Raw genomic sequence first — 20,255 nt, 5'->3', positions numbered from 1 at the left:
ACTGTCAGCGAAGCCGGTCGCAGGGCAGGACGGCCTCCCAGCCGAGGACCGGCCACTGTGCGGTATGGACCGTCACCCTCCGCAAACGTGGCTCCGCTTGGCATTGGGCGCGGGCGTACGACACGGTGGTGTCCCAGCGCGGGAGGCCGTCGGTATAGCCGCCCGGTCGCAGACCGGCGACGCTCACCGCGGCCACGAGTGTCGCCAACGCGACAAACGGGACGGTCCCGAACCGGCCGTCCGGACGATCGCCGGGGAGTGTCAGGGCGACGGCCGCGGCGATGTTGGGCAGCGTGATCAGCACCAGGTACCGGCCCTCGGGGGCGCCGTGCACGGCGAGCTGGAACGCGCCCGCGAACGCGGCGAACCCGGCCAGGAGCGCCGCGAGCCGCCACTGCGGCCGGGTCCGGCGCAGCAGCGCGAGCCCGGCGCAGGCGGCGGGGACCGCCAGGCCGAGCAGCACGACGGCACGGTGCGAGAGCCATGCGTCGTCGAAGGCGTCGAGGAAGCCGAGGAACGAGCGCGGCACGCCCCAGCGCAGGTAGGTGCCGGCGACGGAGACCGGGTCCAGGTCGGGCCGCTCCCCCACGTCCCGCCGCGACCCGCCCGCCAGCAGCGGCACGAGCTGCAGCGCCGCACCGGGCAGCAGGGCACCGGCCCGCAGCAGCGCGTCCAGGTCGCGGCGGAGCCCGAGCCGCAGCAGCGCCACCGGCACCAGCAGCAGCCCGAGGATCGAGTTGAGCACCGCCAGGGCCGGCAGGGTGTACGCGACCACCCGCGGGAAGGTCCGCGACGGCGACCACAGCAGCATCCACAGTCCCGCGTACACGAGGGGGAACTGCAGCTGCGCGAGGGTGTTCGGCACGTACCCCACCGGGACGGCGGCGGCCCCGGCGACGACCCAGGCGCCGGCCCCCAGGCGGTCCCGGGCGGCGGCGAACACGGCGGTGGCCAGCAGCGCGGTGAGGGCGGCGGCGAAGGTGGCGTTGAGCGCCGCGGCCCAGGAGACGGGGAAGAGGGCGATGACGGCGAAGCACCCGCGGGCCACGGTGTGGAAGTAGCCGTTGAAGGGCGTCGCGAAGGGCTCGTACCAGGGCAGGCTCAACGCGTCGGTGAGGAACTCCTGCCCGTCCTCGGCCCAGACGCTGTTGAACCCGCCGCGGAGCAGGCCGGCGGCGAAGAACAGCGGCAGGGCCCAGCGGACAGCGTTCACACCGGGTCAAACGAACGGGCGCCCCGCACCGCAGTGCGAGGCGCCCGCCGCAAACAGCCGGCTCCGCTGGAGAAACCGAGCGGAAATCTACAGCTTGCCGTCGGCCACGGCCTGGGTCACCCACGGGATGACCTCGTCGAGCATCTCGTCGAGCGAGGTGGTCGCCTCGTAGCCGAGGACCTCCTTGGCCTTCGACACGTCCGGGACGCGCTTCTGCACGTCGTACTCGTACGGGTCGTCGGACACGACGCTGAACGGCACGCCGTCGCCCTTGATCTTCTTCCAGATCACCTCGGCGAGCTCCAGCACCGTGGTCGACTCGGCGGTGGAGATGTTGAAGTCCTGGTTGAGGGCGTCGTCGTGCTCCATGACGGCGATGATGCCCTTGGCCAGGTCGCCGCCGTAGGTGTAGTGGCGGACCTGCTCGCCGGTGCCGAGGATGTGCAGCGGGTCCTGGCCCTTCACGATCTTCTGCACCAGGTCGGGCACGACGTGCGACATGGCGAGCTTCACGTTGCCGGACAGGACCTCGACCTCGCCGAGCGCGCGGCCCTCGCCGACGCCGACGCAGTTGAACGGCCGGACGATCGAGTAGGGCAGCTTGTACTGGTCCCAGGCGGCCTTCGCGTAGTACTCGACGGCGAGCTTCTGGAAGCCGTACGACGACAGCGGCGGCGGCACGAGCCGCTCGTCGCCCTCCTTCGACGGCCAGTGCGTGGTCGACTCGAAGACCATCGACGACGACAGGTAGGTCATCTTCTTGAGGGTGCCGTCGCGGTGCGCCTTGATGGCCGCGTCGCAGGACGAGGCCATGATCCGCTCGTTGGTGGCGAGCAGGTCGTAGGCGTAGGCGTGGAAGTAGGAGATGCCACCGATCATCGCCGCGCCGGCGATGAAGTGGTCGCAACCGTCGAGCAGCTCCGTGACGAGGTCGACGTCACGCGCGTCGCCCTCGACGAACCGGTAGTCGGGGTGGGAGTCGTAGCTACGGGTGACCGGACCGTACTTCGAGTAGTTGTCCAGGCCGACCACCTGGTAGCCGCGGGACAGCAGCTCCTCGACGACATAACCACCGATGAAGCCGGCCGAGCCGGTGACCAGGACCTTTGGCACAGACACTCCTTAACTCTGAACTGCTTCGTGGTTGCTGGGAACGTGGTCGCGGGCCTCGGTCGAAGTCGCCGAGGACGCCGCGCGGGCCGCCTGCGCGTCGTCGCGGGCCGCGGAGGACCCGGGCCGCTTCGCGACCTGCTCCATGGTGAGGCGGCGGCCGAACGCGAACCGCCACCACTTCAGGTAGCTGGGCAGGAAGCGACCGACGTCGAACCGGGACTCGCCGAGCTGCCGGTCGAGCCAGATCGTCGGGATCTCCGCGACGGGCAGCCGCAGCCGGGCCGCCTTCGCGGTCAGCTCGATGCCGATCTCGAACCCGGTCTTGCTCTCGATGCCGACCTGCCGGACGAACGCCGTCGAGTAGGCCTTGAAGCTGTTGGTCGCGTCGCGGGTGCCGACGCGGGCGAACATGTACAGGGTCCGGCCGGCGCCGCGGGACAGCGCCCGCTTGAACCGGGGACCGCCGACCTGCTGCCCGCCCGGCATGTACCGCGACGCGGCCGCGACGACGACGCCCCGCTCGACGAGCCGGGCGAGGTCCTCGATCTGGCGCGGGTCGTCGGAGCCGTCGGCCATCGTGACGACGGCGACCGGGGCGCGGGCGACGTCGATGCCGAAGCGGATCGCGTTCGCCGGGCCGCGCCCGTACGTGTTGAGCACGGTGCGGACGCGGGGGTCGCGGGCGGCGACGCTCTGCGCGAAGGGCACTGTGGTGTCCTCCGCCATGTCGTGCACGACGAGGACCTCGGCCGGCATCAGCACGGCCCGCAGGATCCGCTCCAGGCAGGGCACGATGGCCTCACCCTCGTTGTACACGGGAATCACCACAGAAACCTGCGGCACAAGAGTCATGCAGGCACCTCCGCTACGCTACGGCGCCTGCCTGACCGGTCGCTGCGACACTGTATGCCCAGACCTCCGCTGCGCTCCGGTCCGGTCATACGCGCACACCCTTGTTGGTGATGCCCCACATGTCCGCGACCGGGATGTCGGTCTGCAGGTCGCGGTACTCGGAGTGCGGCGCGGCGATGATCAGCAGGTCGGCCTTGGCGAGGACCTCGTCCTGCGACACGAACCGGTCGTCCTTGACGTACGGGTCGCTGCAGAGGGTCTCCTTCGCCTTCAGCATGACGACCTTGCGCAGCTTGTAGGCCAGGGACTCGCGGATGTCGTCGCTGCCGCCCTTGAACGCCATGCCGAGGATGCCGACCGTCATCTCCGCCAGGTCGAAGCGCTCCTGCAGCTTCGACACGACGTACAGCGGCAGGCCCTCGTTGATCAGCATGGCGCTGTGGCCGAGCACGAACGTGTTGTTGGTGAACGCCGCCAGCTGCATCGTGTCCTTGAGCAGGCACGGACCCGCGGCGAAACCGGCGCCCGGCATGTCGTTGGCGCGCGGGTACTGGAAGCGGATGGCGTGCCGGATCCGCTCGAAGTCCAGGCCGAAGTCGTTGGACATCATCCAGAACTGGTTGGCGGCGGCGAACTTGATGTACCGCCACGTGTTGGTGAACAGCTTCGCGAGCTCGGCCTCCTCGGGCTCGAGCCGCACGATGTCGCTCGCCAGGTTGCGGAACAGCTTCTCGGCCCGCTCCATCGCCGCGGGGTTGCGGGCGGCGACGATCTGCGGCAGCTCGAACAGCTCGGTCATCGCCTTGCCCTCGGCGATGCGCTCGGGGCAGAAGGCCACGTCGGCCTGCACACCGAGGCGCTTGATGAGCTTCTCGGTGAGGGCGGTGACGCCGGGGTGCACGGTGCTGCGCAGGACGATGAGCTGGCCGTCGCGCAGGTACTCCGCGCAGCGCTCGATCGCCGCGGGGACCGCGCCGATGTTGGGGTTGAGGTGCTCGTCGACGGGCGTGCCGACGATCACGACGAGGTGCTCGGCCGACGCGACGGTCGACGGGTCGGTGCTGGCGGTGAGCCTGCCGTCCGCGACGGCGGTGGCGAGCGGCTCGGCCGCGCCTTCCTCGTCGAACGGCAGCCGTCCGTCGTTCACCACCGCGACCGCGGCGGCGTTGATGTCGTACAGGGTGACCTGCAGGCCGCGGGAGGCCATGGCGATGCCGAGCGGCAGACCGACCCGGCCGCAACCTCCGATGATCACGACGTCGGTCGTGAAACCTGCCGATGCACTATCGTCTGACACGCGCTGCCCCTCCAGGAGAGCCGAGATCGAAGCCGGCGCTTGGCGCGGGCCGAGCCTTCAGGATGACCTCACGCCACGTGACAAGACGGAGGATGGCTCGGCGCCGTGACGGTACCACTTCCGGACATCCGGCTCCCGACCCGTTCAGGGTGAAGCGTCCCGGCCCACACCTTTCCCCCGCCTTTCCCGCCAGCGGAAATATCGCTCGGTCCGATATCTGACCGTCCCCTGGCAGGGGCCTCGACCGTTGTGACCAACCGTTCGGGCGGCCGCATCTGTCCGATGCGGCCGCCCGTGTTCGGCTGTGCGGAGGGTCACCTCCAGCGGGCGCGCCGCGCGCCGCCGGGGCGGTCACGCTGCGCGCCTTCGGTCACGCGCCCCGCAGGGTCGCGCCGAAGCGGTCGGCGGCGACTGCGACGGCGGCGTCGCGGGCGGCGAGGGCCTCCTCGCCGGTGAGCGTGCGGTCCGGGGCGCGGAACGTCAGCTTGTACGCCAGGGATTTGCGTCCCTCGCCGAGCTGCTCGCTCTCGTACACGTCGAAGAGCCGCACCGACTCGAGCAGCGCACCCGCTCCGTCGGTGAGCGCGGCCTCGACGTCGCCGGTCGGGGTCGCGGCGTCCACGACGAGCGCCACGTCGAGCAGCGCCGTCGGGAAGCCCGACAGCCGCGGCGCGGTGGCGACGTCCGGCAGCGGCAGCGCGTCGAGGTCGAGCTCCATCGCCACGGTGCGGCGGGGCAGGTCGAGGTCGGCGCAGACCGCCGGGTGCAGCTCGCCGGCGTGCCCGACGACGGTGTCGCCGACGAGCAGCGCCGCGCAGCGGCCCGGGTGCCACGGCGCGACCGCGTCGGCGCCGGTCGCGGCCTTGACGGTGAGGGTGACCCCGGCCGCCTCGGCGGTGATCCGGGCGGCCTCGACGGCGTCGGCCCAGTCGGCGGGGCGGCCCGCGCCCCACCAGCCCGCCGGGTCGGCGTCGCCGGCGATGACGGCGGCGACGTGCCACGGCTGGTGCGGCAGCAGCGCCTCCGCGGCCCGCAGCTCCTCGGCCGGCGGCGGCCCGTCGACGCCCGCGGCCGGCGCGACCTGGACGGGTCCGCCGGGCAGGAAGACGGTGCCGATCTCGAACAGCGCGACGTCCCGCAGGCCGCGGCCGAGGTTGCGGCGCAGCGCGCCCAGCAGCGGCGGCAGCAGCGTCGTGCGCATCCCCGGCTCCTCCTCGGAGAGCGGGTTGCGCAGCAGCACCATGTCGCGGCGGAGGTCGCCGGCCGGGATCCGCAGCGCGTCGAGGGTTGCCTCGCCGACGAACGGGTAGCAGAGCGACTCGACGAACCCGGCGTCGGCGAGGGCACGGCCGACGGTGCGGCGGCGGCGCTGCGTGACGGACAGGCCCGCGCCGGGCGGCGCGATCGGCAGGACGCTGGGGATCCGGTCGTACCCGTCGAGGCGCAGCACCTCCTCGACCAGGTCGGCCGGGTCGACGAGGTCGAGCCGCCAGGTCGGCGGGGTCACGACCGCGCGCCCGTCCTCGACCTCGACCGCGGCGCCGATCATCGTCAGCACCTCGACGACCCGCTCGGGCGTGTAGTCGATGCCGGCGAGCTCCGACGGCCGGGTGAGGGCCATCGTGACCGGCGCCGGCGGCGTGACCGCGTAGACGTCGGTGACCCGCTGGTCGACGGTGCCGCCGCCGTGCTCGGCGAGCAGCGCCGCGGCCCGCGCGCACGCGGCGGCGGTGATCTGCGGGTCGACGCCCCGCTCGTAGCGCTTGCCGGCCTCGCTGGGCAGCTTGTGCCGGCGGATCGTGCGGGCGACCGACAGCGGGTCCCAGTGCGCGGCCTCGAGGAGCACGTCGACGGTCGTCGCCGACACCTCGGTGGTGCTGCCGCCCATGACGGCGGCGAGCGACACGACACCGGAGTCGTCGGCGATGACGATGTCCTGCGGGTCGAGGGTCCGCTTGACGCCGTCGAGCGTCGTCAGCGTCTCCCCCGCGGCGGCGCGCCGCACGACGAGGGCGCCGGTGAGCCGCTCCAGGTCCCACGCGTGCATCGGCTGGCCGGTCTCGAGCATCAGGTAGTTGGTGATGTCGACGGGCAGCGAGATGGACCGGACGCCGGCGACGGCGAGGCGGGACTTCATCCACTGCGGGGTCGGCGCGGCCGGGTCGACGCCGCGGACCGCGACGGCGGTGAACCGGTCACAGGCGACGCTGTCGCGCACGTCGATGCGGTACGCGTCGGTGCCGTCGCCCTCGATCGGCACGACCGCGGCGACCGGGTCGCGGTACGCACCGCCGAGCGAGTGCGACAGCTCCCGGGCGAGGCCGCGCACGGAGAAGCAGTAGCCGCGGTCCGGGGTGACGTTGACCTCGACGACGATGTCGTCCAGGCCGACGATCGGCCGGGCCTCGGCGCCGGGTTCGGCGGTCCCGGCGGGCAGCACGATGATGCCCTCGTGCTCGTCGGAGACGCCGAGCTCGCGGGCGGAGCAGATCATGCCGTTGGAGATGTGTCCGTACGTCTTGCGGGCGGCGATCGCGAACCCGCCGGGCAGGACCGCCCCGGGCAGCGCGACGACGACGAGGTCGCCCTCGGCGAAGTTGCGGGCGCCGCAGATGATGCCCTGCGGCTCGGGGTTGCCGACGTCGACGAGGCAGTACCGGATGGGCTTCTTCAGCCCCTGCAGCTCCTCGATCGACTCGACCCGGCCGACGACGAGGGGACCCTCGACGGACGCGCCGGCGTCGGTCATCTCCTCGACCTCGAGGCCGACCTTGACGAGGGCCTTCTCCAGGCCGTCGGCGGTCAGGTCCGCCGGCAGGTCGACGTGCTCACGCAGCCATGACAGAGGTACGCGCATCTCAGGCCTCCCATCCGAACGCCCGCGCGTAGCGCACGTCGCCCTCAACCATGTCCCGCATGTCGGCGGCCGCGTTGCGGAACATCAGCGCCCGCTCGATGCCCATGCCGAACGCGAACCCGGAGTACTCGTCGGGGTCGATGCCGCAGGCGCGCAGCACCCGCGGGTTGACCATGCCGCAGCCGCCCCACTCGACCCAGCGGGCGCCGTCGCGGTGGTGCGGGAACCACATGTCGATCTCGGCGCCGGGCTCGACGAACGGGAAGTAGGACGGCCGCAGGCGGGTCTCGGTGCCCGGGCCGAACAGTCCCTTGACGAAGTGGTCGAGGGTGCCCTTCAGGTGCGCCATCGTGATGCCCTTGTCGATCACGAGGCCCTCGACCTGGTGGAACACGGGCGTGTGGGTCGCGTCGAGCTCGTCGGTGCGGTACACCCGACCCGGGCAGACGATGTAGATCGGCGGCTTGCGGGTCGTCATCGTCCGCGCCTGCACGGGTGACGTGTGCGTGCGCAGCACGATCCGCGAGTCGACGTCCTTGGCGACGTCATGGGCATGGTCCGGGCCCGCGCCGCTGGCGGCGACGAAGAACGTGTCCATCATCGAGCGCGCCGGGTGGTCCGGGTGCATGTTGAGGGCGTCGAAGTTGTACCACTCCCACTCGGCCTCGGGGCCTTCGGCGATCTCGTAGCCCATGCCGACGAACAGGTCGCCGACCCGCTCCATGATCTTGGTCAGCGGGTGCTGGGCGCCGCGGGGGCGGCGGCCGGTCGGGAGGGTGACGTCGACCGTCTCCTCCACCAGGACGCGCTCCTCGCGCTCCGCGGTCAGGGCGGCGAGCCGGGCGTCGAACGCCGCCTGCACCGCGACGCGGGCCTCGTTGACGCGCTTGCCCGCGTCGGCCTTCGCCGCCGGTGGCAGCGAGCCGATCTCGCGGCGGGCGAGGGAGATCGGGGCGCGGTCGCCGAGGTGCTGCGACTTCAGCGCGGCAAGGGCGTCCAGGTCGCTCGCGCCGGCGAATGCCTTGTCAGCGCTCGCCACGGCGTCGTCCAGGGCGTCCTGGGCGAGCAGCATCGCCTGCTTCGGGTCATACGGATCATTGCGGTACGTCATCGGACTCTTCCCACGGGAGGTTGGCCCCATTACAGGCCCCGGACAGTGTAGAGAAGGGCGCCCGCCGGCCGTGGGAAGGTGTCAGGAGGTGCGACGTCCTGCCCGCCCACCGTCACCGGCGGGCCGGATAAACAGGCGCGTGCTCACATCGACTCCCTTGACACGTTCAGTGCTTTCGCCGAAGCGTACAGGCACACCGCGGCGGCCGCAGCCAGGTTCAGGCTCTCGGCGCCGCCGAGGATGGGCACCCTGACGCGCGCGTCGGCGGCCTGCTTGAGCTCCTCGCGGAGGCCGTGCGCCTCGGATCCGAACAGCCACGCGGTGGGCCGCTCCAGGTCGGACAGCTCGAACAGGTCCGATTCGCCGTACCCGTCGGCGGCGAGGACCCGCAGCCCGGCGTCGCGCAGCGCGGCGATCGTGGCGGCCGCGTCGCGGGCCCGGACCACGTCGACGTGGAACAGGCTACCCGCGGAGGAGCGCACCGCCTTGCCGTTGTACGGGTCGACGCTGTCGCCCGCGAACACGACCGCGGTCGCGCCGGCGGCGTCGGCGGTGCGCAGGACGGTGCCGGCGTTGCCGGGGTCGCGGATGTCGGCGCAGACGGCGACCAGCCGGGGCTGCTTGCGCAGCGCGTCGGCGAGGGGGACGTCGCGCTGGGTGCAGACGGCGACCAGGCCCTGCGGCTGGACGGTCTCGGTGAGCGCGGCGAGGGCGTCGTCGTCGACGACGCTGACCCTGGCCCCGTCGAGGAGGGCGGCGTGGCGGATGAGGGCGTCGGCGGTGCAGAACACCTCGACGGCGACGCCGCAGCGGAGGGCCTCGCGGACCGCCTGGGGGCCCTCGGCGAGGTAGCGGCCGGTCTCGTCCCGGTCCCGGCGGCGCTGCAGCCGCCGGGCAGCGACAACCCGGGGGGTCCGTGTGGTGAAGACCGCCCCGGGTTGGCTGGATCGCACTGCGTCAGGCTGCGGCAACGGCCGTCTTCGCCACCTCGACCAGGCCGCTGAACGCCTTCGCGTCGTTGACGGCCAGCTCGGCGAGGATCTTGCGGTCGACCTCGACGCCCGCCAGGCGCAGACCCTGGATCAGGCGGTTGTAGGTGAGGCCGTTCGCGCGTGCGGCGGCGTTGATACGGGTGATCCAGAGCTGGCGGAAGTCACCCTTGCGGTCGCGCCGGTCCCGGTAGGCGTACTGCATCGAGTGCAGCATCTGCTCCTTGGCCTTGCGGTACAGCCGCGAGCGCTGCCCGCGGTAGCCGCTGGCGGTCTCCAGGACGGTACGGCGCTTCTTCTGGGCATTCACTGCCCGCTTCACGCGTGCCACGGTTCGTTACTCCTCATGCGAGACCGGCCCTGTGCCATGCGGGCCGGTCGGAAAAGTCAGGAAAGGGGGGAGCTGCGGTACGCGTGATTAGAGGCCGAGCATCTTCTTGACGCGCGTGGTCTCGGTCTTGGCGAGCTCGACGGTGCCGCTGAGCCGGCGGGTCCGCTTGCTGGGCTTGACCTCGAGCAGGTGGCGCTTGCCGGCCGGCTCGGCGATGAACTTGCCGCGACCGGTGATCTTGACGCGCTTCTTCATCCCGGAGTGCGGTTTGAACTTCGGCATGGCTGATGTTGCCCCTTCATGTGCGGCACGCCAGAGCCGGCACCCTCCCCGTCGGAACGGGAGGGTGCCGTGGCGCACCGGCGCACAGGCCGGGACGACCGCTGTGCGGGTCCCGCCCGCACGACGCGGTCGTTGTGGTGTGGTGCAGTGGTGCCGGGTGGTGCTCTATCCCTGGTCGGCGGTGACGACCTCGGGCAGGACGGCTGCTTCGCCCTCCGGCGCCGGGGTGTCCTCGGTGCGACCCTCACGGGAAGCGGTCGCCGCGGCCTTCACGTTGCGGTGAGGCGCGAGGACCATGATCATGTTGCGGCCGTCCTGCTTCGCGGACGCCTCGACGAAGCCCAGCTCCGAGATCTCCTCCGAGAGCTTGCGCAGCAGCCGGAACCCCAGCTCCGGGCGGCTCTGCTCGCGGCCTCGGAACATGATCGTTACCTTGACCTTGTCGCCCTGCTTCAGGAACCGCATGACGTGACCCTTTTTGGTCTCGTAGTCGTGCGGGTCGATCTTCGGGCGGAGCTTCATCTCCTTGATGACGGTCTGCTGCTGGTTACGCCGGGCTTCCCGGGCCTTGAGCGCGCTCTCGTACTTGAACTTGCCGAAGTCCATGAGCTTGCAGACGGGCGGGCGTGCCATGGGCGCAACTTCGACCAGGTCCAGGTCCACGTCGGCGGCCAGCTGGAGTGCGCGCTCGAGCGGGACGATGCCCACCTGCTCACCCTCCGGGCCGACCAGCCGGACCTCACGTGCCCGGATCTGCTCGTTGACGCGTGGCTCGACGCTGATGTGGCCTCCTCGATCGGTGCTGTCTGGTGTGCCGACCGAAGCGAAAAAGCCCCCGGATGCGCAGCGCGCATGCGAGGGCCCACTCGACCACACCACCTCACGACGAGGCCGCGCGATCAGACCGGACCCGGCTGCCCAGAGCTACACGGGTGGGAGTTTTACCTCCGCTTCGAACACGCCTCGCTCCCTTACGGGACGCGGCGTGCGGTCGACTCCAGTTACTCTACCACGCTGCTCGTCAGCGACGCCGTGTGCAGGGCCCGCAACCGGCGCGCCGCCTTGACGGCGTGGTCCTTGTCCGCCATCTGCACCGCCATCACCGCGACCCGCTCGTCGTCGTGCAGGTCCAGGGTGAGCCACGGGGTGCCGCGGCCGAACGTGACGGCGCGCACCACGTCCCACGGCAGGTCGTAGGAGCCGATGATGTTCTGCACCCGGACCCCGGTCTCGTCGGCCTCGACCTTGGGCCTGGCCATCAGCAGGATGGCGAGCGCGGCGCAGATCCCCAGGCCGATCATGGCGGCCTGGTCACCGCGCTGGAAATAGCCGGGGCCGTCGCCGGTCTTGCCGTGCAGCCCCAGCGCGATGAGCGTGAAGACCACCACGACCACGGCGGCGAGGACGAAGGCAAGGATCCTGGCGCGCCGCGGACGGGCGAGAACGGTGCTGCTCACACCGATGAGACTACAACCGGCACGCGTGGATGCCGGTCACCAGGATGGCCCGGGCGCCGACCTCGTACAGCTCGTCCATGATCCGGTGCACCTCGTCGCGCTGGACCATCGCCTGCACGGCGACCCAGCCCTCGCGGTGCAGCGGCGACACCGTCGGCGACTCGATGCCGGGGGTCAGCGCCACGGCCGCGTCGAGCGCGTCGGCGCGCACGTCGTAGGCGAGCATCACGTACCGGCGGGCCACCAGGACACCCTGGAGGCGGCGCAGCAGCTGCTTCGCCGCGGGGGCCAGCTCACCGGTCCCGCTGCGGCGCACCAGTACCGACGACGACTTGAGGATCGGCTCGCCGAAGGTCTCCAGGCCGGCCTGGCGCAGGGTCGCCCCGGTCTCGACCACGTCGGCGATCACGTCGGCGACGCCGAGGCGGATCGCGTTCTCCACGGCACCGTCGAGCCGGATGACCTCGGCGGACACGCCGTGCTCGGCGAAGTAGCGCTCCATCACGCCCGGGTACGCGGTCGCGACCCGCAGCCCGGCCAGGTCGGCGGGCTTGTCGCCGTCGATCGAGCCGGCCACCCCGGCGAAGCGGAACGTGGCCCGCCCGAAGCCCAGGTCGAGCAGCTCCTCGGCGCCGCTGTCGGCGTCGATCAGCAGGTCCCGGCCGGTGATGCCGAGGTCCAGGTCGCCGGAGCCGACGTAGGTGGCGATGTCACGGGGGCGCAGGTAGAAGAACTCGACGTCGTTGGCCTCGTCACGGCACAGCAGGTCCTTGGGGTCGGAGCGCTGGCGGTAGCCGGCCTCCTGGAGCATCTGGGCGGCGGGACCGGACAGGGTGCCCTTGTTGGGCACGGCGATACGCAGCATCGGTGGGCCTTTCGAAGACAGGAGGGACGGGATCGCGGCTACCGGCCTACAGATGTCGGTAGACGTCCTCCAGCGACAGCCCTGTCGCCAGCATCAGGCACTGCACCTGGTACAGCAGCTGTGAGAGCTCCTCGGCGGTGCGCTCGCGACCCTCGTGCTCGGCGGCCATCCAGCTCTCGGCGGCCTCCTCGACGACCTTCTTGCCGATGAAATGGACGCCCTTCTCCAGCGCGGCGACGGTGCCGGAGCCCGGGGTGCCCGCGGCGGCCTTGGCGGTCAGCTCGGCGAACAACTCGTCAAAGGTCTTCACGGGCACGAATTCTCGCAGGCCCGGCCGTGAAAGGGGAATCACGATCACGACAGGCGTGTCCTGCCTCACGCCGTGCCGCCGGCCCGCTCACCCCACCGTGAACTCGTGGTCGTCCACTCCCTGGACGCTGCCGTCCGCCATGGAGACGTAGTACGCCTCGATCGTGTACCGGCCGGTCGGGAGCGTCAGCGGCACCCTCGCCTCACCGACCGCGGGCGCGCCCGCCGTCAGCTGCACGGGCTGGTCCACGACGACCTGCTCGACCCCGCCCGCTCCCCCGCGGATCCGCAGGTGCACGGTGCCCTCCGACACGATCCCCGACAGGTGCACGGTGAACGACTTGCCGACCACCTGCCCCTGCTGCGGGTCGATCACCCACACCGGCGCGTAGATCTCCGACGGCGGCAGCTGCTTCACCGGCCGGCTGGTGTCGACCGCGCCCCACAGCTTCGCCACGGCCGAGCCGTCCACCGTGATCCGCACCCCGTCGATCCGCTTCACCGACGTGTACGACGCCGCCGCGGCGACCGTCGACACCAGCTGCTGCACCGCGAGCGCGGGTGTGCCGGACCGCGGCCCCGCCCCCACGTCGGCCAGGTCGACGACCACGACCTTGCCGTCGAAGGCGACCCCGCGCACCGTCACGGAGTCCGGCCACAGCGACAGGTAGTCGGGGTCCGCGGCGGTACCGGCGCGCAACGCCTCACCGACGGCCGCCGCCACCCGGTGCGCGTCGTCGTCGGCCGGGAGCGGCAGCTCGTGGAACTCCCGCACCAGCCGGTCGTTGCGGGCGTAGTACACCGGCAGCAGCACCGTCACGGGCTGCTGCGCGGTGGGCGACGGCGGCTGCGAGGGGAGCGTCGGCGCGGGCACCGCCGGCAGCCGGTCCTGCGTCCCGTCCGGGCCCGGTACCCGCTCGGGGACGAACACCACCACCGCGAGGGCGATGACGGCGGCGACCGCCGCGGCCGCGGCGAGGACCACCCAGCCGCCCCGGCGCCGCTGCTCGATCCGGCCGCGGATGCGCGGCAGCGCGTCCGGCGCCACCTCGACGGTGTCGACCTGCGCCTGCAGCGCCGCCCGCAGCCGGTCCTCCGGCGACATCTTCATGGTGCCTGCTCCAGACCGAGCCGCAGGGCGGCCATGCCCCGGGCGGCATGGCTCTTCACCGACCCCTTGCTGACCCCCATCGCGTCGGCGATCTCGGCCTCCGACAGCTCGGCGTAGTACCGCAGCACGATCGCCTCCCGCTGACGCGCCGGCAGGCGACGGACCGCCTCCAGGACCTCCCGGTGCCGCAGCAACGCCAGCGCCCCCGTCTCCGCGCTCGCCACCGTCTGCTCGTCGACCTGCCGCCGCGCCGCCACGTACCGGTCGGCGACCCCCCGGTGCCGCAACGCCGACCGCGCCCCGTTGACGACGCTCGTGCGCAGGTAGCCGAGCGCCTTGTCCGCGTCCCGCAGCCGCCACCAGCGCCGGTGCAGCCCCACGTACGCGTCCTGCACCACGTCCTCGGCGGCCTGCTCGTCGTGCAGCAGCAGCACCGCCAGCCGCACGAGCCCGCGGTAGTGCGCCGAGAACAGCGCGGTGACCGCCTCGTCGGCGCTCCACTCGCGCGCGGCGTCCCGGGCGGGCTCTGCTAGCACCGCCCTACCGTCCCATGGCGTGGTCCCCACGTCGGCCGTCACGCACCTACGACGCGCGAGCGGGTTTCCAGGTTTACCGCGATCACCCGAAAGGCGAACTCCGGCCATCCTGGATAGGCTGTTCTGCGTGGAAACCGTGCCGAAGTACACCGACGAAGAGTGGGGGCTCCTCGTGGGCCTGCCCCAGTCCGTGCTGATCGCCGCGTCCCAGGCCGAGCAGGACGGCACCCGCCGCACCCGCGAGGAGTGGACGGCGGGCATGACGGCCATCGCCGACGGCCGCGACTCCGCCAGCGACCTGGTCCGCACGGTCGCCGCCGACGTCGTCGCCCGCCAGGGCGACATCGACGAGGACGCCGTGGGCGGCTTCGCCGGTGGCGTCGAGCCCCCGATCATCGAGTTCCCCGACCGCGCCGCGGGCATCGCCGACGTCATCGAGCGCGCCAAGGCCGCCCACGCGCTGCTGGCCGCGAAGGCCACCGACGCCGACGCCGAGTCCTACCGGTACTGGCTCATCACCCTCGCCGACCAGGTCGTCAGCGCCGCCAAGTCCGGCGACGTCCTGGGCTTCGGCGGCGAGCTCATCACCCCCGCCGAACGCAACTTCCGCGACACCCTGGCCGCCGTCCTCGAAGTCTGATACCCGCCTTCGGCTCCGCCGTAGCTCGCCTCCCCACCGCTGCCGCGGCGGGGCCCGCCGGGGGATTCTCACCCCGGACCCCCAATGCTCGCTGCGCTCGCACAGCCAGCGCTCCGCGCGGCCGGATCGCGCATCCGCGCCCATCCCGTGCCCACCCTCCGCGGTGGCCGGGCGGTGGCTTCTCATGATCCGGAAGACTTTATGTCGCTATGACAGCACAAACTCTTCCGGATCACGGAAAACGGGGTCAGAGGCAGCCCGCAGCGCGAACCGGCACCAGACCCACCCATGATCCCGAACCATTCTGGTAGCCAGGTCCACCGAAACCATTCGCGATCACTCCGTGGTGGCCGTTTTCTCATGATCCGGAAGACTTTATGTCGCTATGACAGCACAAAGTCTTCCGGATCACGGAAAACGAGGCCAGAGGCAGCCCGCAGCGCGAGCCGGCACCAAGCCCACCCATGATCCCGACCATTCTGGTAGCCAGAGCTACCGAAACCGTTCGCGATCACTCCGTGGCGGCCGCCTCTCATGATCCGGAAGAGTTTGTGTCGTTATGGCAGCACAAAGTCTTCCGGATCACGGAAAACGGGGTCAGGACTTGGCTACCTGGCGGAGGGCGTGGGCGGCGTCGAGAGCGGCCAAGGTGGCCGAGTAGCCCTTGTCCTCCGGGGAGCCCGGCAGGCCGGCGCGGGCGCGGGCCTGGTCCAGGTTGTCGACGGTCAGCACGCCGTGGGCGACCGGGGTCGACTCGTCCAGGGCGACCCGGGTCAACCCGTCCGTGACGGACTGGCAGACGTACTCGAAGTGGGCCGTGTCGCCGCGGACCACCACGCCCAGGGCGACCACCGCGTCGAAGCGGTGCGCCAGGGCCTGGGCCAGGACGGGGAGCTCGACGGCGCCGTCGACGCGGGCGACGGTGATGTGGTCGACGTTCGACGCCTCGCCGGCCTCGATGGCCCGGTTGAGCATGTGGTCGACCAGCTCGGCGTGCCACCGGGTGGCGACGATGCCGAGGGTCAATCCGGTGCCGTCAACCCGCTGCAGCACCGGTGCGCCAATTCCAGCCATCACGCAAGTCCTTCCGCGACCTCGTCGAGCTCGTCCAGCAGATGCCCCATGCGGTCCCGCTTCGTGCGCAGGTAGCGCACGTTCTCCGGGTGCGGCCGGGTCGGCAGGGGCGTGCGACCCAGCACGGACAGACCGTACCCTTCCAGACCCGCCCGCTTTGCCGGGTTGTTCGTCAACAGGCGCATCGTCTTGATGCCGAGGTCGACGAGGATCTGCGCGCCGGTGCCGTAGTCGCGGGCGTCGGCCGGCAGGCCGAGGTCCAGGTTGGCGTCGACGGTGTCCCGGCCGAGGTCCTGCAGCTGGTACGCCTGCAGCTTGTGGATCAGGCCGATGCCGCGCCCCTCGTGGCCGCGCATGTAGAGGACCACGCCGCGGCCCTCGGCGGCGACCATCTTCATGGACGCGTGCAGCTGGGGGCCGCAGTCGCAGCGCACCGACGAGAACACGTCGCCGGTGAGGCACTCGGAGTGCACGCGGACGAGCACGTCCTCGCCGTCGCCGAGGTCGCCGTAGACGAGGGCGATGTGCTCACCGTCGTCGAACTCGGTGGTGTACCCGACGGCCCGGAACACGCCGTGCTCGGTCGGCAGCCGGGTCTCGGCGACCCGCTCGACCTGCTTCTCGGTGTGCCGGCGGTACGCGATGAGGTCGGCGATGCTGACCAGCGCCAGGTCGTGCTGCTCGGCGAAGGCCCGCAGGTCGGGCAGGCGCATCATGGTGCCGTCGTCGTTGACCATCTCGCACAGCACGCCCGCGGGGCGCAGGCCGGCCATGGCGGCGAGGTCGACGGCCGCCTCGGTGTGCCCGGCGCGGCGCAGGACCCCGCCCTCCTTGGCCCGCAGCGGCACGATGTGCCCGGGGCGCGAGAGGTCGGTCGGCTTGGTGTCCTCGGAGGCGAGGAGCCTGATCGTGCGGGCGCGGTCGGCGGCGGAGATGCCGGTCGTCCCGCCGAACCTGGCGTCGACGGTCACGGTGTACGCCGTGCCGCGGCGGTCCTGGTTCGTGCGGTACATCGGCGGCAGATCGAGCCGGTCGGCCTCGGCCTCCATGATCGGCACGCAGATGTAGCCCGACGTGTAGCGGACCATGAACGCGACCAGCTCCGGGGTGGCGAACTCCGCGGCGAAGATCAGGTCGCCCTCGTTCTCGCGGTCCTCGTCGTCCACGACGATGACGGCCTTGCCGGCGGCGATGTCCTTGACCGCCCGCTCGATCGGGTCCAGGCCCGTGACCGGAGATCCCATCACTTGCCACCCTTCGCGAGCAGCTTCTCGACGTACTTGGCCATGATGTCGACCTCCAGGTTGACCTTCTCGCCGACGCTCTTGGCACCGAGCGTCGTGAGCTTGAGCGTGGTCGGGATGAGCCCGACGGAGAACGTGTCGTCGGTGACCGCCATGACGGTCAGCGAGATGCCGTCGACGGTGATGGAGCCTTTCTCCACGACGTACCGGCTGAGCTGCGGCGGAAGCGAGAACGTGACGGTCTCCCACTGGTCGCCGGCCTCCCGCGACAGGACCGTGCCGACGCCGTCCACGTGGCCCTGCACGATGTGACCGCCGAGGCGGGTGGCCATGGTCGCGGCGCGCTCCAGGTTGACCGGGGAGCCGGCGGTGAGCGCGCCCAGCGTGGACCGGTCCAGCGACTCGCCCATCACGTCGGCGGTGAAGACGCCGCCGTCGTTGTCGACCACGGTGAGACAGACGCCGTTGACGCTGATGGAGTCGCCGTGGGCCGCGTCGGAGGTGACCGTCGCGCCGCGGATCGACAGCCGCGCCGAGTCGCCGAGCGGGTCGATCGCGACGACCGTGCCGAGCTCTTCGATGATGCCGGTGAACACTGGGTCACGCACCTTTCACTGTTGCCGTCAGGCGCACGTCAGGCCCGATCACGGCAAGATCGACAACGTCGAGCGTCAATGCCTCGGCGATGGTGGAGATTCCCGCGGCGCCCAGGGCGGCCGGGCCGGCGCCGAGCAGCTTCGGGGCGAGGTAGGCGACGACCCGGTCGACCAGACCCTCGGCGAGGAACGCGCCCGCCAGGGTCGGGCCGCCTTCCAGCAGCGCCGTGCGGACGCCCTGGTCGTACAGGTGCCGCAGCATGCCGTGCAGGTCGACCCTTCCGCCCTCAGGTGCGGCGGCCACGAACGTCGGCGCCGAGCCGTCCAGGATCTTCGCGGCGGCAGGTGTACGACTACCGCCTTCCACCACGACCCGCAGCGGCTGGCGGGCGGCGGGCCCCTCGGGCGTGCGCACGGTGAGCTGCGGGTCGTCGGCGAGGACGGTGCCGATCCCGGCGATGATCGCGTCGACGCCCGCCCGGATGCGGTGCACGTCGGCCCGGGCCTCCGGCGAGGTGATCCACTTGCTGGTGCCGTCGGCGGCGGCGGAGCGCCCGTCGAGCGTGGCGGCGAACTTCCAGATCACGTACGGCGTGCCCCGCCCGACCGCGGTCAGCCAGCCGATCATCGCGTCGCGTGCGGCATCGTCGGTGACGATGTCGACCTGGACACCGGCGTTGCGGAGCGTCCCCGCGCCGCCCGCGGCGACCGGGTCGGGGTCGCGGACGGCGACGACGACGCGGGCGACCCCGGCCGCGATCAGGGCCTGCGTGCAGGGGCCGGTGCGGCCGGTGTGGTCGCACGGTTCGAGGGTGACGTAAGCGGTGGCCCCCCGGGCCAGCTCGCCGGCCGCCGCAAGGGCGCTGACCTCGGCGTGCGGCCCTCCGGCGGGTGCCGTGCGGCCCTCGCCGACGACGTCGCCGCCGGGGCCGACGAGGACGCAGCCGACGTTGGGGTTGGGGCTGGTCTCGCCGAGGCTGCGCAGGGACAGCTCGACGGCACGCCGCATGTGGCTGGCATCTGCGTCTGCGTCCATGGCCCTCTCCGCGCGGTGTGGTCACGCGTCGGGAGGCTGATGGGGACGGCTGCGGGCGGAGTGCGGGGATGCGCAGATGCGCAGGCCAGCCCCCGGGCGCCCGTCGAAACGGACACCGGATCCCGCGCGCTGAACTCCCATCCGGACTTTGACCGTCGGCTCTGGACTCACACCAGATCCACCGGCCGATGGCTTCGACCGGGTCGCGGGCTCGCGGTCTACGACCGCTTACCGCCGGTTCGGAATTTCACCGAGCCCCGCCAGCGCGTGGTGGGTACGTAACCCGAGTCTTGCACATTTCCGCCGCGACCGACCCGGTCCTTACCAAGGGACATACATCACAGGTGCAGCGCACTGCGGCGGTCGACAGCGACGTAGTTGCCGTTGTGCTTCTTCGCCACGGACTTCATGTCGGTGGCGATCGCGATCACCTCGCGCGGGTCGGTGAGCTGCCCGCCGGCGGCCGCCTGCCCGATCGCCACCCCGATCGACAGGGTGACCAGGTTGGCCTGCTGGACCTCGCCGTTGCGCTGCACGACCTCGACGAAGCCGCGCTCCGCGTCGGACGGGTCGTAGAGCGCGTCCGACGCTGCCTGGAACTCCAGGATCGCCTTCGTCGTCAGCGGCTTGAGCTGGTCGGGGCTGCACACGACGAGGAAGTCGTCGCCGCCGATGTGGCCGAGGAACGCCGGCGGCAGCCCGACCTCGACCACGGCACGGTGCAGCGCCCGGGCGAGCGAGGTGATGAACTCGTCGCCGCGGGCGAACCCGTACACGTCGTTGACGGCCTTGAACCGGTCGATGTCGACGTGCGACACGGCGAAGTCGGCGCCGGCCCGCGCCCGGTCGGTGATCTCGCGCAGGATGCGGCTGTTGCCGGGCAGCCCGGTCAGCGGCGACACCTCACGGTTCTCCTGGTTGCGGCGCAGCGTGGAGCGCACCCGCGCGACCAGCTCCAGGGTGTCGAACGGCTTCACCAGGTAGTCGTCGGCGCCCGCCTGCAGCCCGATGACCTTGTCCGCGGTCTGCCCGCGCGCGGTCAGCAGGATCACCGGGATCGGCGCCGTCATCGGGTCGGCCCGCAGCCGCCGGGTCAGCTCCAGGCCGTCCAGCTGCGGCATCATCCAGTCGACGACCGCGAGGGCCGGCATGTGCTCCTCGACGAGCTGCAGCGCCGTGGCGCCGTCGTGGGCGAGCAGCACCCGGTAGCCCTCGAGCTTCAGGTTGACCTCGATGAACCGGGCGATGTCGACGTCGTCGTCGACGACGAGGATGGTGTCGGGCTCGCCCATGCGCTGTCCTCTTCGGTTGTCTCTCGGGCTTTCCTCGTTGGTGCCGCGCG

21 protein-coding genes and 1 riboswitch are annotated in these 20,255 nt (G+C 71.6%); of the genes, 1 reads left to right on the top strand and 20 read right to left on the bottom strand.

The window, feature by feature from the left end; genetic code table 11:
• Window positions 1-4: 4 nt before the first annotated feature.
• From AB0J72_RS16240 to AB0J72_RS16170, 15 genes are all read right to left on the bottom strand, one after another.
• Entirely contained in the window at window positions 5-1,213 is a 1,209-nt protein-coding gene (locus AB0J72_RS16240) for a hypothetical protein (protein ID WP_363399312.1), read from the bottom strand.
• A gap of 87 nt (window positions 1,214-1,300) precedes the next feature.
• Complete coding sequence (locus AB0J72_RS16235) at window positions 1,301-2,326, bottom strand: NAD-dependent epimerase/dehydratase family protein (RefSeq protein ID WP_363399310.1); 1,026 nt, start codon at window positions 2,324-2,326, stop codon at window positions 1,301-1,303.
• A 9-nt stretch (window positions 2,327-2,335) separates the two neighbouring features.
• Window positions 2,336-3,178 carry a glycosyltransferase family 2 protein gene (locus AB0J72_RS16230; protein WP_363399308.1) on the bottom strand — a complete coding sequence of 281 codons (843 nt, stop codon included), beginning with the start codon at window positions 3,176-3,178 and terminating at the stop codon, window positions 2,336-2,338.
• Window positions 3,179-3,263: 85 nt separating this feature from the next.
• Complete coding sequence (locus AB0J72_RS16225; RefSeq protein ID WP_363399306.1) at window positions 3,264-4,433, bottom strand: nucleotide sugar dehydrogenase; 1,170 nt, start codon at window positions 4,431-4,433, stop codon at window positions 3,264-3,266.
• Window positions 4,434-4,845: 412 nt separating this feature from the next.
• Window positions 4,846-7,332, bottom strand: a complete 2,487-nt coding sequence (pheT, locus tag AB0J72_RS16220; RefSeq protein ID WP_363399304.1) for a phenylalanine--tRNA ligase subunit beta — start codon at window positions 7,330-7,332, stop codon at window positions 4,846-4,848.
• Window position 7,333: 1 nt separating this feature from the next.
• Window positions 7,334-8,443, bottom strand: coding sequence for a phenylalanine--tRNA ligase subunit alpha (pheS, locus tag AB0J72_RS16215; RefSeq protein WP_363399302.1), 1,110 nt, complete (start codon window positions 8,441-8,443; stop codon window positions 7,334-7,336).
• 143 nt (window positions 8,444-8,586) lie between these two features.
• On the bottom strand, window positions 8,587-9,396 hold the full coding sequence (locus AB0J72_RS16210) for an RNA methyltransferase (RefSeq protein ID WP_363399300.1): 810 nt from the start codon (window positions 9,394-9,396) through the stop codon (window positions 8,587-8,589).
• 4 nt (window positions 9,397-9,400) lie between these two features.
• Window positions 9,401-9,763 carry a 50S ribosomal protein L20 gene (gene rplT, locus AB0J72_RS16205; RefSeq protein WP_363399298.1) on the bottom strand — a complete coding sequence of 121 codons (363 nt, stop codon included), beginning with the start codon at window positions 9,761-9,763 and terminating at the stop codon, window positions 9,401-9,403.
• A gap of 87 nt (window positions 9,764-9,850) precedes the next feature.
• The gene (gene rpmI / locus AB0J72_RS16200; RefSeq protein ID WP_360569506.1) at window positions 9,851-10,045 is read right to left on the bottom strand and encodes a 50S ribosomal protein L35; all 195 of its coding nucleotides are present in this window, start codon (window positions 10,043-10,045) and stop codon (window positions 9,851-9,853) included.
• A 165-nt stretch (window positions 10,046-10,210) separates the two neighbouring features.
• Window positions 10,211-10,828 carry a translation initiation factor IF-3 gene (infC, locus tag AB0J72_RS16195; RefSeq protein WP_363399373.1) on the bottom strand — a complete coding sequence of 206 codons (618 nt, stop codon included), beginning with the start codon at window positions 10,826-10,828 and terminating at the stop codon, window positions 10,211-10,213.
• 218 nt (window positions 10,829-11,046) lie between these two features.
• Window positions 11,047-11,502 (bottom strand): PH domain-containing protein, encoded by a 456-nt coding sequence (locus tag AB0J72_RS16190; protein ID WP_363399295.1) that lies wholly within the window; start codon window positions 11,500-11,502, stop codon window positions 11,047-11,049.
• A gap of 10 nt (window positions 11,503-11,512) precedes the next feature.
• Window positions 11,513-12,367: an ATP phosphoribosyltransferase gene (hisG, locus tag AB0J72_RS16185; RefSeq protein ID WP_363399293.1), complete on the bottom strand. Its 855-nt coding sequence runs from the start codon at window positions 12,365-12,367 to the stop codon at window positions 11,513-11,515.
• Between the two features lie 46 nt (window positions 12,368-12,413).
• Window positions 12,414-12,683, bottom strand: coding sequence for a phosphoribosyl-ATP diphosphatase (locus AB0J72_RS16180; RefSeq protein WP_239136318.1), 270 nt, complete (start codon window positions 12,681-12,683; stop codon window positions 12,414-12,416).
• An 81-nt stretch (window positions 12,684-12,764) separates the two neighbouring features.
• Window positions 12,765-13,787, bottom strand: coding sequence for a Gmad2 immunoglobulin-like domain-containing protein (locus AB0J72_RS16175; RefSeq protein ID WP_363399290.1), 1,023 nt, complete (start codon window positions 13,785-13,787; stop codon window positions 12,765-12,767).
• Complete coding sequence (locus tag AB0J72_RS16170; RefSeq protein WP_344503586.1) at window positions 13,784-14,323, bottom strand: SigE family RNA polymerase sigma factor; 540 nt, start codon at window positions 14,321-14,323, stop codon at window positions 13,784-13,786. Before AB0J72_RS16170 ends, AB0J72_RS16175 begins: the two co-directional genes overlap by 4 nt.
• A 127-nt stretch (window positions 14,324-14,450) precedes the next feature.
• Between AB0J72_RS16170 and AB0J72_RS16165 the strand changes: the two genes are divergently transcribed.
• On the top strand, window positions 14,451-14,963 hold the full coding sequence (locus tag AB0J72_RS16165) for a hypothetical protein (protein WP_363399288.1): 513 nt from the start codon (window positions 14,451-14,453) through the stop codon (window positions 14,961-14,963).
• Window positions 14,964-15,560: 597 nt separating this feature from the next.
• On the opposite strand, the gene ribH is transcribed toward AB0J72_RS16165, so the two are convergent.
• The 5 genes from ribH to AB0J72_RS16140 all read right to left on the bottom strand — a co-directional run bounded on the left by ribH (window position 15,561) and on the right by AB0J72_RS16140 (window position 20,205).
• Window positions 15,561-16,037 (bottom strand): 6,7-dimethyl-8-ribityllumazine synthase, encoded by a 477-nt coding sequence (ribH, locus tag AB0J72_RS16160; protein ID WP_344503583.1) that lies wholly within the window; start codon window positions 16,035-16,037, stop codon window positions 15,561-15,563.
• The gene (locus AB0J72_RS16155) at window positions 16,037-17,281 is read right to left on the bottom strand and encodes a bifunctional 3,4-dihydroxy-2-butanone-4-phosphate synthase/GTP cyclohydrolase II (RefSeq protein WP_363399286.1); all 1,245 of its coding nucleotides are present in this window, start codon (window positions 17,279-17,281) and stop codon (window positions 16,037-16,039) included. Before AB0J72_RS16155 ends, ribH begins: the two co-directional genes overlap by 1 nt.
• The gene (locus tag AB0J72_RS16150) at window positions 17,281-17,877 is read right to left on the bottom strand and encodes a riboflavin synthase (RefSeq protein ID WP_363399371.1); all 597 of its coding nucleotides are present in this window, start codon (window positions 17,875-17,877) and stop codon (window positions 17,281-17,283) included. The genes AB0J72_RS16155 and AB0J72_RS16150 overlap by 1 nt, the downstream gene beginning before the upstream one ends.
• A 4-nt stretch (window positions 17,878-17,881) precedes the next feature.
• A complete protein-coding gene (ribD, locus tag AB0J72_RS16145) occupies window positions 17,882-18,913 on the bottom strand; it encodes a bifunctional diaminohydroxyphosphoribosylaminopyrimidine deaminase/5-amino-6-(5-phosphoribosylamino)uracil reductase RibD (RefSeq protein WP_363399284.1) in 1,032 nt (343 codons plus the stop codon).
• 124 nt (window positions 18,914-19,037) lie between these two features.
• A riboswitch (FMN riboswitch) is annotated at window positions 19,038-19,182 on the bottom strand.
• 69 nt (window positions 19,183-19,251) lie between these two features.
• Window positions 19,252-20,205: a response regulator gene (locus AB0J72_RS16140; protein WP_344503580.1), complete on the bottom strand. Its 954-nt coding sequence runs from the start codon at window positions 20,203-20,205 to the stop codon at window positions 19,252-19,254.
• Window positions 20,206-20,255 lie beyond the last annotated feature (50 nt).

The organism is Dactylosporangium sp. NPDC049742, from assembly GCF_040674675.1.
In the GTDB taxonomy this organism is placed as follows: Bacteria; Actinomycetota; Actinomycetes; order Mycobacteriales; family Micromonosporaceae; genus Dactylosporangium; species Dactylosporangium maewongense.
This window is presented reverse-complemented; position numbering and strand designations above follow the sequence as displayed.